Source organism: Amycolatopsis sp. (genome assembly GCF_025464955.1).
Lineage (GTDB): Bacteria > Actinomycetota > Actinomycetes > Mycobacteriales > Pseudonocardiaceae > Amycolatopsis.
Window position 1 is genome coordinate 32,093 of record NZ_JAODNM010000098.1, and the last position, 14,073, is coordinate 46,165.

Sequence of the window (14,073 nt, forward strand, 5' to 3'; positions counted from 1 at the left end):
CAACGCAGTGATCGATCACAACGGCTCGGGTCGACTGATAGCATGCTGACGGTTGGACGAGACAAGAGGTGCAGAGGATAATGGCGGACGAGTTGACAGAAGAGCAGCCAGTCGGCAGGCGTGAGCGTAAATTACAGCAGACGCGATCTTCGCTCACCCGCTCTGCGCTGGAACTGTTCGCAGAACGCGGGTTCGACGCGGTAACGGTCGTCGACATCGCCAACCGTTCGGATGTAGATCCCTCGACGTTCTTTCGGCACTTTCGCTCAAAAGAATCCTTGCTCTTCACCGACATGGACAGCTACGTCGAGACTGCTCGGCCATTACTTAACGAAAGACCGGCCGACGAATCTTTGATCGAGAGCTTGCGAGCCGTCAACCTTCACCTCTCCGAAAACTACGACTATGACCTAGAAAACCTGCGAGCCGAACTGAGCGAGTCATCAGCAGAATTGCACGCACAAGTCGTCATTCATCGCGAGCGAATGGTTGTCGCCCTTACCCAACTGATCGGAGAACGTCTGGGCATCGACTCACAAAGTGATCCGAGGCCTTATCTCGCGGCCACTGTCTGGGAATCGGCATTCGGATGGTACCGCCACCGGAAAGTATCGACACATCGGCGAGTTAAGAGTACGGTCACAGCGGTCAATGAAATAGTGGATATCGTTCAATCCGCCAATGCAATTTTCCACTTGCGCCCCGATTCATCGGCTGCGTGAAAGAAACAGTCTGACCGTTGACTCCTATTGGCGCCCCGAAACGTGTCGGGACGCAGTACCGCGCACGATCTTGGCGCGACGCCGATGTTCGTACCGGTGAATAGCACTGCATTCCGAATACGACACGACGCAGGACGGTGTAGATGGACAGTCGCCGAACTGGGCTTCGGGCACGATGGTCGGACCGTGCGCATCGCACGCCTGCGCGGGCCGCTCACGCGGCGCAACGCTCGGACGTGAGCGCATGATCGCGGATATCGCCGATTGGGCCTTCCAGCTACGCCCGGACGACAGCGACCTCGAGCTTGCTCACAAGGCGCTGGTCGACACCGTCGCGGTGACGTTGGCGGCGTCCGACGAGCCTGTCGTACAGATGACAACGGGTCTCCCGGAACCCCTGCGTTGGGCCGCAATCGGGCACGCGTTGGATTTCGACGATGTGCACTTGCCATCGAGTTCCCATGTGAGTGTCGTGTGCGTCAACGCGACGCTGTCGGTCGGAGGTGGCGCGCGGGAATACCTCGCAGCGGCGGGCGCCATGGCGAGGATCGGAACGGCGTTGGGTTGGCGGCATTACTCGCAGGGTTGGCATACCACCTGTACAGCGGGCGCACCGGCGGCTGCCATAGCAGCCGGCCTCACCCTGGGGCTCGACGTTGCCGGATTGGCCCGAGCGATGGCACTGGCGATACCCGGTGCGGGAGGGCTTCAACGAGCATTCGGCACAGCCGGCAAAGCCCTGCAGGTGGGATTCGCCACCGACGCTGGAGTCCGAGCCGCGCGACTGGCAGCGGCTGGCGCGACCGCTGCTCCCGCCGTCCTCGATGATTGGTTTCGACTAATGGGAGGAAGGGCGGATCTGGACCTGTCCGGGCCGACCATACCGGGAGGTTTTGCAATCAAGTTACATCCCTGCTGTTACGCCATGCAACGTCCGATCAGCGCTGTCCGAGGACTGTCACGACCGGGCAAGGATCTGAGTCTCATCGAGAGAATTCGGGTACATACCCCTCAGACTGGTATGCAACCGCTCATCCACCACAACCCGAGCACGGGGTTGGAAGCCAAGTTCAGTATGGAATACGCAGTGGCGACCACGCTGGTCGACGAGTTTCCCGGAATAGCGGAGTTCACCGACGCCTCAGTAAACCGAGCCTCGATTCGCGCCTTGATGAATCGAGTTGAGGTTGCCGCCACACCTGGACCCGCTGAAGGCGTGATGGATGGCGAAACGCGAATCGAGATCGAATGGACGGACGGGACGGTTACCGAGTCTGCGCTCGATCTACCGTACGGCCACCCTGAACTGCCCGCCAGCGCCGACGACCTCTCCGCGAAGGTGACGAGCTGCGTCGGCCACGCGCGTGCCGCGGCGATCATGGACCTGAGTTGGCCCGACGCCGCAGACGTGCTGCGCCGCAACTTTTGACGAGGCGAACACGAGAAGCAGCCGCGGCCGAGCATTAGGGCAGGTTGGCGCGAGCAGGCCCACCCGCTCAGCCGGGCGCCGCGTCCTAGGCGACCACCAGCGGACTTCGCCTCGACAGAGGCCTACGACGCACATGCGTCTAGACAGAGGGCGCTGGCGGTGAGAAGACACTGGTTCGCTTCATCGCCAGTCGTCGTCCACGTACAGCCATCGACCGAGCGATCTTCGCGCTGGCCTCGTCTATCATCTCGTCACCGAGCATGACAGCACCCACCGATCCGCCGGCATCGGAGGTGTAGTACGCGTAGGCGTCGAGAATCAGCTCCGCCTTGTCGTACGACTCTTGGGGTGGAGAGAACACCGCATTGGCTACACCGATCTGACCGGGATGGAGAACCCACTTTCCGTCGAATCCGTATGCGGCGGCGCGTTCGCAATAGCTGCGATATCCGTCGAGGTCGTGAATCTTTGCGAACGGACCATCAATGGCTTGAACCCCGTGCTTGCGTGCAGCAACGGCGATATCCATCAGCACGTGATCGAACGGATTGGGGCCGTGGTCGAGATCCCCTCCCCCGATGGTGAGTTGTGGCATGTGCATTGCCGCACCGAAATCTCCCGGGCCGAAGATGATCGTCTCGAGGCGGGGCGTCGCCGCGGCGATCGCGTCGATGTCACTGAGCCCACCGGGGCCTTCGATCTGCGCCTCGATACCGATACCACCCTGAGGAAGGCCCAACGACATCTCAAGCTGATTGAGGAGTACGTCCAGCCACAGGATGTGTGCGATCTTCTCGACCTTGGGCAACATGATGCAATCGAGGTGCTCCCCCGCATGGGTCACGACACTGATCACGTCGTCGTAGGCCCACCTCGTGTCCGCGTCGTTGATACGCACGGCCCGCGTCTTCCCTGTCCAAACTCCGTCGCGGAGAGCAGCGATAATATTTGCGCGCGAGCCGGGCTTGGCCGTAGGGGCAACCGAGTCTTCGAGATCGAGGAATACCTGATCTGCCTGCAGGGTCTGCGCTTTCTTGAGCATCTTCTCGCTGCTGCCAGGAACGGCGAGGCAGGAGCGCCGGGGCCGATAGGGGCGTGGCATGGAATCCTCTTTTCGATTGCGCTGAAGAACCGATGGGCAGCGGGCCACACTCCGACTACGACATGCCATATAGTGGCATAGCAGACCGCAGTTCGGCACACTTGAGGTTGTCATCGGCTCCGGGCGGTGTCAACGGCCGAGCTACACCTGCTCTACGTCGACACCACTGACCCCGCCACGTCAGGATCCGACCGCTCACTGGACTGGCGTGCCATTATGTGGTACAAACAGGCATGGAGGAGTTGCGTGCCGACGACGGAACTGCGGCCGACGGCGGCGGCATGAGAAGTCTCCTTCGGGGACTTCAAATGCTGGAGGTTATCTCAGAACACCAGCCCATTGGCGTTGGCGAGCTTACCAAGATGCTCAAGCTACCGAAGTCGACCGTCCAAAGGACTCTGGTTTCGTTGGCTCAAGCTGGATGGCTGGAACCCGCGGGCTCCGAACGAACCCGCTGGGAATTGACGCAGCACGTGTGGATGATCGGTCAGCGCGCCAGGAAAAACACACTCCTACGAGATGTCGCGATGCCTCTGATGAGAGAGCTCGGCGCAACGACCGCTGAAACTATTCACTTGGCGGTGCCCGGTGGCACACAGGGTGTGGTCACGCTGGATCGGGTGGATTCGACACAACCCGTTCGCGTCTACAACCCGATCGGTGCGACCTTTCCGTTCCACTCGTGCGCCTCCGGAAAGTCGATCTTGGCATTCTGGCCGCAACAGCGTGTCGACGAGGTCCTGTCGCGCCCGCTGCTCAAGATGACAGACCGCACGACTACCGATCCCGAAGCATTGCGGATCGAGCTGGACGAGGTCCGTCAGCGTGGATATGCACTCAATACGGCGGAGAACCGGCCAGGAGTATGCGCGATCGGATGTCCGATCCTGGAACGAGACGGTTATGCCGTCGCGTCCGTCGGCATTTCCATGCCGCAGGACCGCTACGACTGGCGCCATGTTCCGAAGTGGGGTGAGCAGCTGATCGCGGCCGCCAAAAAGATCGAAAGCGCCTGGGTCTCATCCAACGCGAACTGACACGCGCACCGTCACATCACCTACCGTGGCGAGGACCCGTCTCGGGCGATCCCGGTGACTGCCCGGATCAGTGCGGCGCGCTACTCGCGTTGACTGCCGCCCTCATCTACACACGGATCGTTCGGCCCCAAGACGACACCATGATCACCACCCTCACAAGCTGCGATCATGCCGCAACCACCCGATGGTCCCGTCGCCGGTCAGATGACTGCGGTCGATCACACAAGTCACTTGCTATTCCTATCGACTCTCGCGTAGCATCGAGTCGGCGGAGATGAAGGATTGGTAGCAGCTCGGCGCAGACCGGAAATACACCGACTGGAGCGATGGCTGTCCGCGGAGGCACTGCGGCGATCGACAGAGGCGTCCAACTGCGTTCGCTCCACCGGCGGCAGTAGCCCTGTCAGACGGAATGAGATTTCCTGCTCGGCCGCGAATTTCCGCGCCTGAACGCCGGCCTACTCAACAGAGCCTTCAAACAGGTTCGAACGACCGCGCGTCAGCCGATTGCCGGCACGCGAACAGGAAGGAAGTCGCAGTGACGACGGAGGCGTTCATCTATGAGGCCATTCGGACCCCGCGCGGGCGCGGGAAGAAGATCGGTTCGCTGCATTCCATTAAGCCGACCGACCTCATCGTCGGTCTGATCCAGGAGTTGCGCACCAGGTTCCCCGACCTGGAGGAAGATCGTATCTCCGACGTGGTCCTCGGCGTGGTCACCCCGGTCGGTGACCAGGGCATGGACATCGCACGCACCGCTGTCATCGTGGCCGGCCTGCCGGACACCGTCGGTGGCGTCCAGCTCAACCGCTTCTGCGCGTCCGGCCTCGAGGCCGTGAACATCGCCGCGCAGAAGGTCCGGTCGGGCTTCGAGGATCTCGTGATCGCGGGTGGCGTCGAGTCGATGTCGCGCGTCCCGATGGCCTCCGACGGCGGCGCCATGGCCATGGATCCGGCCACCAGCTACGACAGTTTCTTCGTTCCGCAGGGCATCGGCGCGGATCTGATCGCCACGATAGAGGGCTTCAGCCGCGACGACGTCGACGCCTATGCGGTCCGTTCGCAGGGGCTCGCCGCGGCCGCCTGGTCGGGCGGGTACTTCGCCAAGTCTATTGTGCCGGTGACAGACATCAACGGCCTCGTCGTCCTCGACCACGACGAGCACATGCGCCCCGGCACCACGGTGGATGACCTGGCCAAGCTCAAGCCGTCGTTCGCCATGAGCGGTGAGATGGCCGGATTCGACGCGGTAGCACTGCAGAAGTACCACTTCGTGGAGAAGATCAATCACGTTCACCACGGCGGCAACAGCTCGGGCATCGTCGATGGCGCAGCACTCGTACTGATCGGCTCGGAGGATGCCGGAAAAGCCTCCGGGCTGATCCCGCGCGCCCGGATCGTCGCTACCGCAACCACTGGCGCCGACCCGACGATCATGCTGACTGGACCGACGCCATCCGCCCTGAAAGCGCTCAAGGTCGCTGGCCTGACAGTCGACGAAATCGACCTCTTCGAACTGAACGAAGCCTTTGCCTCGGTCGTCCTGAAGTTCCAGAAGGACCTCAACATCCCTGATGAGAAGCTGAACGTCAACGGTGGCGCAATCGCGATGGGCCACCCGCTCGGTGCGACCGGCGCGATGATCATCGGCACCATGGTCGACGAGCTGGAACGCCGTAACGGGCGCTACGCCCTGATCAACCTGTGTATCGGTGGCGGCATGGGCGTTGCCACCATCATCGAGCGCGTCTGACACCGACCGGCCGCTGAGAATTCAAGGAGGCACCGAGCAGTGACAACGACTGAACTGAACAACATCATCGGTTGGGAGCAGGACGCAGACGGCATCGTCGTCCTCACCATCGACGACCCGAACCAAAGCGCCAACACGATAAACGAGGCCTACAAGGCCTCGATGGCGGCGACTGTGGACCGTCTCGAGGCAGAACGGGACAGCATCACCGGTGTCGTCATCACGTCGGCGAAGAAGACGTTCTTCGCGGGTGGCGACCTCAAGGACATGAAGAAGGTCACCCCGGAAGACGGCCAAACGATCATGAACGACCTGGGTCAGCTCAAGGGCGATCTACGTCGCTTGGAGACGCTGGGCAAGCCGGTCGTCGCCGCAATCAACGGTGCCGCGCTCGGTGGTGGTCTGGAGATCGCGCTCGCCACTCACTACCGCATCACCGCGGACGTGCCGGGTGTGCAGCTGGGCCTGCCCGAAGTCAGCCTGGGCCTGCTGCCCGCCGGCGGCGGTATCGTCCGCACCGTGCGTTTGCTCGGTGTGCAGGGCGCGCTGATGGGTGTGCTGCTCCAAGGCCAGCGCAACAACCCGGCCAAGGCCAAGGCCATCGGCCTCGTGAACGAGCTCGTCGGTTCGGTCGAGGAGCTGGTGCCCGCCGCCAAAACGTGGATCAAGGCCAACCCCGAGGGTGGCGTGCAGCCCTGGGACAAGAAGGGCTACAAGATCCCCGGTGGCACCCCCTCCACCCCGGCGTTCGCGGCGAACCTGCCCGCGTTCCCGGCGAACCTGCGTAAGCAGATCAAGGGCGCGAACATGCCGGCGCCGCGCGCCATCATGGCCGCCGCGGTCGAAGGCGCGCAGGTTGATATCGACAACGCGTCGCTGATCGAGTCGCGCTACTTCGTTTCGCTGCTGACCGGCCCGGTCGCGAAGAACATGATCCAGGCGTTCTTCTTCGACCTGCAGGCCGTCAACAACGGTGGCTCGCGGCCCAAGGATGTCCCGAAGAGGGAGATCCGCAAGGTCGGCGTGCTCGGCGCGGGCATGATGGGCGCGGGCATCGCCTACGTCTCGGCCAAGGCCGGCTACGAGGTCGTGCTTAAGGACGTCACCATCGAGGCGGCCGAGCGCGGCAAGAATTACTCCGCGAAGATCGAGGCCAAGGCCCTCTCGCGTGGCAAGACCACCGAGGAGAAGTCGAAGGCGTTGCTGGACCGGATCAAGCCGTCAGCGGACGCGGCCGACTTCGCCGGTGTCGACTTCGTCATCGAGGCCGTCTTCGAGAACACCGAGCTCAAGCACAAGGTGTTCCAGGAGATCGAGGACATCGTCGATGCCGACGCACTGCTCGGGTCCAACACCTCAACCCTGCCGATCACCGGTCTCGCGACCGGCGTGAAGCGCCAGGAGGACTTCATTGGTATCCACTTCTTCTCGCCGGTCGACAAGATGCCGCTGGTGGAGATCATCAAGGGTGAGAAGACCTCCGACGAGGCACTGGCCCGGGTGTTCGATTACACCCTCGCCATCAAGAAGACTCCAATCGTCGTCAACGACGGCCATGGCTTCTTCACCTCGCGCGTCATCGGCACCTTCGTCAACGAAGCCGTCGGCATGCTGGCCGAGGGCATCGAGCCCGCCACCATCGAGCAGGCCGGTCTGCAGGCCGGTTACCCGGCCGCGCCGCTGCAGCTCTCCGATGAACTGAACCTGAAGCTCAGTCAGAAGGTTCGGGCGGAAATGGCGAAGGCGGACGTGGACGCGGGTAGGTCCGCAACCGAACACGCGGCGTTCGCGGTGATCGACACGCTCGTCGAGGCGGGTCGCCCCGGTCGCCTCGAGAAGGCCGGCTTCTACGACTACGACGAAGACGGCAAGCGCATCGGCCTGTGGCAGGGTCTGCGCGACACCTTCAAGACCAGCACCGAACTGAGGGTTCCGTTCCAGGACCTGATCGATCGCATGCTGTTCATCGAGGCCATCGAGACCCAGAAGTGCTTCGACGAGGGCGTGCTGATGACCACCGCCGACGCCAACATCGGCTCGATCCTCGGCATTGGCTACCCGGCCTGGACCGGTGGTGTACACCAGTTCATCGTCGGCTACCCAGGTGGCCAGGAGGCCTTCGTGGAGCGCGCCGACTACCTGGCCGAGAAGTACGGCGAGCGTTTCACACCGCCCGCCTCGATGAGGTCCTGATTGGTTGCCGGTTACGACAGCCGGCCAAACATTGCTCGGCCGGAGTGGCCTTCGTCGTTCCAGTCGCCACTCCGGCTGAGATCGGGCAACGCCTTGCGTTCATCGGCACGGACCGGTTAAGACGAACTCACGCCGGCCCGATGTGATTGCGGCAGAGGTATTTCAGCCGATCCGCGGGAACCGCTGACGGCCCGATAAGCCGACCGCCGCGCGTTCAACCCACAGTGACGCGGTCTGGTTCCCCGCTCCCATTGCTCTGGGTGCCCAGCACGCCCGCACGGTGCAGTTCCGAGATCTGAGTGGCGGAATACCCGAGCGAGGTGAGTACTTCGTCGCCATGCTCACCTAACAATGGTGCGCGGCGTGTCTGTGGCCCCGGCGTCCGGGTGAACTTCATCGGTCGTCCTACCACTGCGAGAGGTTCCGGGCAGCCGGGATGTTCCACCTCGACGATCATATTTCTGGCCGCGATATGCTGATCCTCGAACAGGTCGGCCGCATCATGTACAGCGCCCACCGCCACGTGTCCGCCCAGGGTGTCGAGGATCTGGGTGACTGTTCGGCTGCCTGTCCACTCGGAGAGAAGATTTCGAACATCTTCGGCGTGCCGCACTCGGGCGGTGTTGGTGACGTATCGCTCGTCGGCGCTCAGTTCGGGTCTACCGATCAACCTGCACAACAGGTCCCACTGATGGTCACGAGGAGTCGCGATCGTCACGTGACCGTCTGCGGCGGGGAACAAGTCGAACGGGCAGAGTTGAGGATTGCCGTTGCCCTGTGGTTTCGGCACTACACCGGTATAAGAATGTTGATAGATGATCCGTTCACACAATGCAACGACCGAGTCGTACATCGACACGTCGACGAATTGGCCTTCGCCGGTCCTCTCCGCGTGCCGTAGCGCAGCGAGCACGGCCACCGCAGTGAAGATGCCCGGGAATATGTCACCAGCGCCCGGCCCCACCTTCGTCGGATGATCGGCATCGGGACCGGTAATCCCCATCAACCCGCCCATCGCTTGGGCGACAACGTCGTACGAGGGCCACGTCGAATACGGGCTTTCACCGGTACGTGGATCGCCGAAACCCCGCAGTGCCGCATACACCAGTTTCGGATTCACCGCTGAGAGGCGCTCGTACGGCAACCCCAGGCGTTCCATGACACCGACCCGAAAGTTCTCCACCAAAACGTCGGCTGTTTCCACCAGCCTCAGCAGGATATCCCTTCCTGCTTCCGTTTTCAGGTCCACTACCAGGCTTCGCTTGTTTCTGTTGATGCTCTGGAAGTAGCCGCCGAATGCCCGTGTGACATCTTGACTGTGGTACGGGCCCTGCTGACGAACCGAGTCGCCGTCAGGCGATTCAACCTTGATGACATCGGCGCCGAGGTCGGACAGGACCATTGTGCAGTATGGGCCCGAGAGTTGGGTCGTCAAGTCGATGACCCGAAGTCCGTCGAGAGAGCCCCTGCTCATGTCGAAGGAGTTTCGACTTCGTGGAGCCGACGTTTGATCAGCACGGTACGTTCACCCTCGAAGACCACCTGGTCGCGCTGATTGACGCCGTAGTGTCGGAACCGCACGATGCCGGCATCCGCGCGAATGCCGTCTGGCCACGCGTCGAGAACCTCGGTAAACGCATACAACGTATCTCCGTGAAAGACAGGCGTGGAAAACCGAACCTTGTCCAACTTTAACTCCGCGATGGCATTTTCGGCGGTGTCTTGAGATGCCAACCCGATAATCATGGAGGCGGTAATACCCCCGAAGACGATTCTTTTCCCGAACTTAGTGCCGGCCATGAATTCTTCATTGAAATGCCCTTGCGCAGTGTTCATCACCATGAGCGTGAGGAGCACATTATCCATTTCGGTCACGGTCCGTCCGCGGGAATGCTCGAACAGCGCCCCGACTTCGAAGTCGTCAAAGTAGTTGTCCGTTGCAGTGATGGCCATCAGGGCCTTCCCAGGAGCGCGTCGGAGATAATGCGTAGCTGAATCTCAGAAGTCCCCTCGAATATCTTGGTCAATCGGGCGTCCCGCCAGTGCCGCTCGACCGCGAAGTCGTTGGTGTAACCTGCGCCGCCATGGATCTGCAGGCCGTCGCTGGTGACTCGTTCGGCCATTTCGCTCGCGAAGAGTTTCACCATGGATGCCCGAGTGCTACAAGGCCGCTCGTTGTCGATATCGTCGGCTACTTGGTACATCAGCGATCGTGCCGCCTCTATTTTCGTAGCCATGTTCGCGATCCTGAAACGAAGCGATTGGAACTCTGCGATGGGTGAACCGAACTGCTTGCGATTGTGCGCATAGGCGATCGAGTCTTCAAGCGCAGCGCGGGCGAGACCAATCGATCGCGCAGCAGTATGGACGCGTGCGATGTCTAGATGTGTCAGCGCCGCATAGAAACCGCGACCTTCCTCCCCCAACAGCGTTTCGGCAGGGAGACGGAAATCTTCGAAGAACAGGTCCCACGTCTTCCATCCGTGATATCCGATTTTTCTGACCGGCGTAGCGAGGATCCCGTCGGGGAAGGTGCCCCGTTCCTTTTCGATCAGGAAGGCGCTGATGCCCAGATGTTTTCGTGCGGGGTCGATCACAGGTTCCGTCCGGGCGAACAGCGTGATGTAGTCAGCACCGTCCGCGAACGTGCACCACATCTTCGATCCGTTGATCACCCATTCTTTGCCGTCACGGCGGGCATTGCAACGAAGGTTGGCGACGTCGGAGCCGGCCTCTGCCTCGGACAATGCGAAGGCGCCCAGGAAGTCTCCAGATGCTGCTTGCGGAAGAAATCGCTTCTTCTGTTCGAGGCTGAACCCTGAGGAGGCAAGGCCGTTGCCGCGGGAGATGAGGCTCGCCACACTCATCCAGCCGCGGGCAAGTTCTTCGGTGATCAGGCAGTACTCGACGGCCCCCAAACCGAGTCCGCCCAACTCTTCGGGTATCAAGATGCCGAAGAATCCCATCGCGGCCATCTTGTCACGGAGCGAATTTGGTATAATTCCCTGCACTGGGTCGAGTTCATTGGCCAACGGCAAAACTTCTTTGGCCGTGAACTCGCGGGCAAGCGCTTGGAGGCCACGTCGATCATCGCTCAGGTACCACGAACTTCCGGTACCCTGTTCGAGAGTGCTGCTCACGAGACCCCCTCCCGGGAATTGACGAGGTTCGTCCGTAGAAAGTCGACAACCAGCCGCCCCTCCTGATCGAAACCCTCGGTCCGCCACGTCACGATCGCTTGACGCGGATCCTTTGACGACCGGCGCGCCGAGTGCACGGTACTGCGAGCCGTGACCGTATCGCCTGGACTGACCGAGCGATGGAAAGTAAGGTCGTCGACGCCGAGAAATGCCACCCCAGCCTCGCTGAGATCTTCGACCGAAAGCCCGAATACCGTGAGAAACAACAGCATCGGATTGACGATCCCACGTTCGTAGCCCTCCGCTCGGGCATACGCAGAGTTGAAGTACAACGGGTTGTAGAACGACGTCAAGGTCGAAAACAGGATGTTGTCCGATTCGCTCAACGTTCGACCCCAGTGATGGTCGAACTCGCGCCCAGGAGTGAAATCCTCGTAATAATTGCCTTTAGGCCATGGAACGGCCCGTGCGTGCAGTTCCGCAGCCGTAAGCCCCACGATCGTCCTCTCGGTTCGGGACGCTCTTCGCGACCCCTGGCACGTGCCGTACCACTTGGCGGAACGGCGTGCCATTTTTCATGATGGCCACTCGTCGCAGTGCTGTCAATAGCGTCGAGCGATGGCGGCGTCGAACCAGGCAGAGTCACTGTCTGTAGACGTGCGGTCGCCGGCTTGGCGAGGGAAGCCGCCGGCGGCGGCACTTACGCTATGTCTGCATTCTGCGCCGATAGTGCGGGGAACCAGGTTTGGTCCGCTAGGACGCGGCGGATAGGAGGTTCGCTGCGGCGACAGGTCGGGCGACCCGGGTCTGGCTCCGCTCACCATCGGTGACGGCAACTGCGCATGAACGTCGACGATACTGGCGTGCCGGGCAAGTCGATGTTCACGAATTCCGACTTCGCTGCCGGTTAATGGTGTGACGATGGAGGCGGTTCGTGGTCTGTGGGACACGCCCTACCCAGCCCCCATAAGGCCAATCCCCAATTCCGGGCGATAGCTGTCGCCACGATCAGCCGGGATCGGGCCAGCATGGCGGTCGAGTCTTGTGCTGCCTGCAGTTGCCCGGCGGCGGGGGGCCGGTGCCGCGCACCCCAACGTCCGACCACCAGCGCGAGCAGCACCGCGACGACCCAGTGCGGCTGGGAGCACCGCGGGAGCGATGGAACTCGCGAGGCCGAGCCGTGCTGGCGGGCAGCGCTGTGAGCATTCTCAGTGTTCGGAACCGCTGGTCCGCAGACTGTTCGAAGAGCGGTGGCTCAGAGAGTGACAACCACGAACTTGGTCTGCGTGTAGTGGTGCAGGGCTTCCACACCCTTCTCGCGGCCGAAGCCACTGTTCTTGAAGCCGCCGAACGGCCCCTCGAGCATTCCTGCCTGCCAGCCGTTGACGTAGACTTGCCCGGCCTCAAGTTTCGCTGCAACACGATGTGCACAAGTGATATCTCTGGTCCAGATACCAGCCGCGAGTCCGAATTCGCTGTCGTTGGCCAAGGCAACCGCTGAGTCCTCGTCTCCAGGAAACGAGATCACAACGAGGACAGGTCCGAAGATCTCCTCCCGTGCGACCCGCATATCGTTGGTGACACCGGTGTAGACGGTCGGCTCGATCAGCCAGTCTTCGCCCGTCGCGCGCCCGCCGACGGCCAGCGTGGCCCCGTCCTCGGCGGCGATGGCGAAGTACGACAGCACCTTGTGGAACTGGTCCTCGGTTGTGAGAGATCCGTAGCTCTTTCCGGGTATGACCTCGTTCAGTGCAACTTTCAGTGCTTCGACGAACTTGTCGTGAATCTCTTCCGCGACCAACAATCGGGTTCCGCTCGAACAGATCTGCCCGGCGAGTGTCGTGAAGGCTTTGATCGAGCCCGCCACCGCAGCATCGAAGTCAGCGTCGGCAAATACGATGTTCGGCGACTTTCCGCCGAGTTCGAGAGACACCGGAATGAGTCGCTCCCCGGCGATCTTGCCGATCTCCCGCCCTGCCCGAACAGACCCCGTAAACGCGATCTTGCGAATTCCTGGATGCTCGACCAACGCCCGGCCGGTCTTTATCCCTACGCCGGTCACGACGTTGAGCACACCGGAAGGCGCGCCCGCGTCTCGAGCGATCCGGGCCAGTTCGAGTGTGGTCACCGAGGTGAACTCCGACGGCTTACAAACGACGACATTCCCGGAAGCCAGCGCGGGCGCGATGGCCCGTGCCGCTTGGTTGAGCGGACCGTTCCATGGGGTAATGACTCCGATGACACCGAAGGGCTCCCGTCTGGCATACGAATGGAATGCTGCACCGAGATCGATCACCTCCCCGGCAGGCAGATTGACAAGCCCAGCGTAGAACTCGAAGTACGCGGCAGCGCCTTCCATTTCCCAGTTGGCTTGATCGGGAATCTTGCCGGCCTCCGCCGCCTCCAACGCCCCGAGACGGTCGGCATCCGCACGAATCCGCGCAGCAATGTCGGCGAGAACGCGACCCCGTTCGATCGGCTTACGATCCCGCCAGGCGGGGAACGCCGCGGCGGCCGCGCGCACGGCCTGATCAACGTCTGCGGTGCTCCCGACGGCGATCTCACACACGGGAAGCCCACTGCCCGGGCGGGCAGAGGTCAGATACTCGCCAGTGTCAGGTGGCACATCTGCACCATTGATCCAATGACCGTAGCGGGGTACTTGTTGCGTCGTCATCGTCGACGGTCTCCTACCAA

Annotated in this window: 11 protein-coding genes; 5 read left to right on the forward strand and 6 right to left on the reverse strand. The window is 61.9% G+C overall.

Annotated elements, in window-relative coordinates; translation table 11 throughout:
- Positions 1 to 80 precede the first annotated feature (80 nt).
- Both JWQ81_RS23695 and JWQ81_RS23700 read left to right on the forward strand, forming a co-directional pair.
- Positions 81 to 722: a TetR family transcriptional regulator gene (locus tag JWQ81_RS23695; RefSeq protein ID WP_297544698.1), complete on the forward strand. Its 642-nt coding sequence runs from the start codon at positions 81 to 83 to the stop codon at positions 720 to 722.
- Between the two features lie 244 nt (positions 723 to 966).
- On the forward strand, positions 967 to 2,151 hold the full coding sequence (locus JWQ81_RS23700; protein ID WP_297544699.1) for an MmgE/PrpD family protein: 1,185 nt from the start codon (positions 967 to 969) through the stop codon (positions 2,149 to 2,151).
- Positions 2,152 to 2,290: 139 nt separating this feature from the next.
- Here the strand turns inward: JWQ81_RS23700 and JWQ81_RS23705 are convergent, their stop codons facing one another.
- Complete coding sequence (locus tag JWQ81_RS23705; protein WP_297544700.1) at positions 2,291 to 3,253, reverse strand: CoA ester lyase; 963 nt, start codon at positions 3,251 to 3,253, stop codon at positions 2,291 to 2,293.
- 233 nt (positions 3,254 to 3,486) lie between these two features.
- Here JWQ81_RS23705 and JWQ81_RS23710 point away from each other — a divergent pair, with 233 nt between their 5' ends.
- The 3 genes from JWQ81_RS23710 (at position 3,487) to JWQ81_RS23720 (ending at position 8,236) form a co-directional block, all read left to right on the forward strand.
- Entirely contained in the window at positions 3,487 to 4,290 is an 804-nt protein-coding gene (locus JWQ81_RS23710) for an IclR family transcriptional regulator (RefSeq protein WP_297544701.1), read from the forward strand.
- A gap of 538 nt (positions 4,291 to 4,828) precedes the next feature.
- Positions 4,829 to 6,043, forward strand: coding sequence for an acetyl-CoA C-acetyltransferase (locus JWQ81_RS23715; protein WP_297544702.1), 1,215 nt, complete (start codon positions 4,829 to 4,831; stop codon positions 6,041 to 6,043).
- A 39-nt stretch (positions 6,044 to 6,082) separates the two neighbouring features.
- On the forward strand, positions 6,083 to 8,236 hold the full coding sequence (locus tag JWQ81_RS23720; RefSeq protein ID WP_297544703.1) for a 3-hydroxyacyl-CoA dehydrogenase NAD-binding domain-containing protein: 2,154 nt from the start codon (positions 6,083 to 6,085) through the stop codon (positions 8,234 to 8,236).
- 214 nt (positions 8,237 to 8,450) lie between these two features.
- Here the strand turns inward: JWQ81_RS23720 and JWQ81_RS23725 are convergent, their stop codons facing one another.
- From JWQ81_RS23725 to JWQ81_RS23745, 5 genes are all read right to left on the reverse strand, one after another.
- Complete coding sequence (locus JWQ81_RS23725) at positions 8,451 to 9,710, reverse strand: CoA transferase (RefSeq protein ID WP_297544704.1); 1,260 nt, start codon at positions 9,708 to 9,710, stop codon at positions 8,451 to 8,453.
- Positions 9,707 to 10,189 (reverse strand): MaoC family dehydratase, encoded by a 483-nt coding sequence (locus JWQ81_RS23730; protein ID WP_297544705.1) that lies wholly within the window; start codon positions 10,187 to 10,189, stop codon positions 9,707 to 9,709. The genes JWQ81_RS23725 and JWQ81_RS23730 overlap by 4 nt, the downstream gene beginning before the upstream one ends.
- A complete protein-coding gene (locus tag JWQ81_RS23735; RefSeq protein ID WP_297544706.1) occupies positions 10,189 to 11,376 on the reverse strand; it encodes an acyl-CoA dehydrogenase family protein in 1,188 nt (395 codons plus the stop codon). Before JWQ81_RS23735 ends, JWQ81_RS23730 begins: the two co-directional genes overlap by 1 nt.
- Positions 11,373 to 11,948, reverse strand: a complete 576-nt coding sequence (locus JWQ81_RS23740; RefSeq protein WP_297544707.1) for a MaoC family dehydratase — start codon at positions 11,946 to 11,948, stop codon at positions 11,373 to 11,375. Before JWQ81_RS23740 ends, JWQ81_RS23735 begins: the two co-directional genes overlap by 4 nt.
- A gap of 683 nt (positions 11,949 to 12,631) precedes the next feature.
- On the reverse strand, positions 12,632 to 14,053 hold the full coding sequence (locus JWQ81_RS23745; protein ID WP_297544708.1) for an aldehyde dehydrogenase family protein: 1,422 nt from the start codon (positions 14,051 to 14,053) through the stop codon (positions 12,632 to 12,634).
- Between the last annotated feature and the right edge of the window lie 20 nt (positions 14,054 to 14,073).

Bases quoted from the DNA above. Each gene is read 5' to 3' on its own strand.
- JWQ81_RS23700 (WP_297544699.1), top strand. From the start codon at position 967: ATGATCGCGGATATCGCCGATTGGGCCTTCCAGCTACGCCCGGACGAC.
- JWQ81_RS23745 (WP_297544708.1), bottom strand. From the start codon at position 14,053: ATGACGACGCAACAAGTACCCCGCTACGGTCATTGGATCAATGGTGCA.
- JWQ81_RS23705 (WP_297544700.1), bottom strand. From the start codon at position 3,253: ATGCCACGCCCCTATCGGCCCCGGCGCTCCTGCCTCGCCGTTCCTGGC.
- JWQ81_RS23740 (WP_297544707.1), bottom strand. From the start codon at position 11,948: ATGGCACGCCGTTCCGCCAAGTGGTACGGCACGTGCCAGGGGTCGCGA.
- JWQ81_RS23695 (WP_297544698.1), top strand. From the start codon at position 81: ATGGCGGACGAGTTGACAGAAGAGCAGCCAGTCGGCAGGCGTGAGCGT.
- JWQ81_RS23725 (WP_297544704.1), bottom strand. From the start codon at position 9,710: ATGAGCAGGGGCTCTCTCGACGGACTTCGGGTCATCGACTTGACGACC.
- JWQ81_RS23730 (WP_297544705.1), bottom strand. From the start codon at position 10,189: ATGGCCATCACTGCAACGGACAACTACTTTGACGACTTCGAAGTCGGG.
- JWQ81_RS23710 (WP_297544701.1), top strand. From the start codon at position 3,487: ATGGAGGAGTTGCGTGCCGACGACGGAACTGCGGCCGACGGCGGCGGC.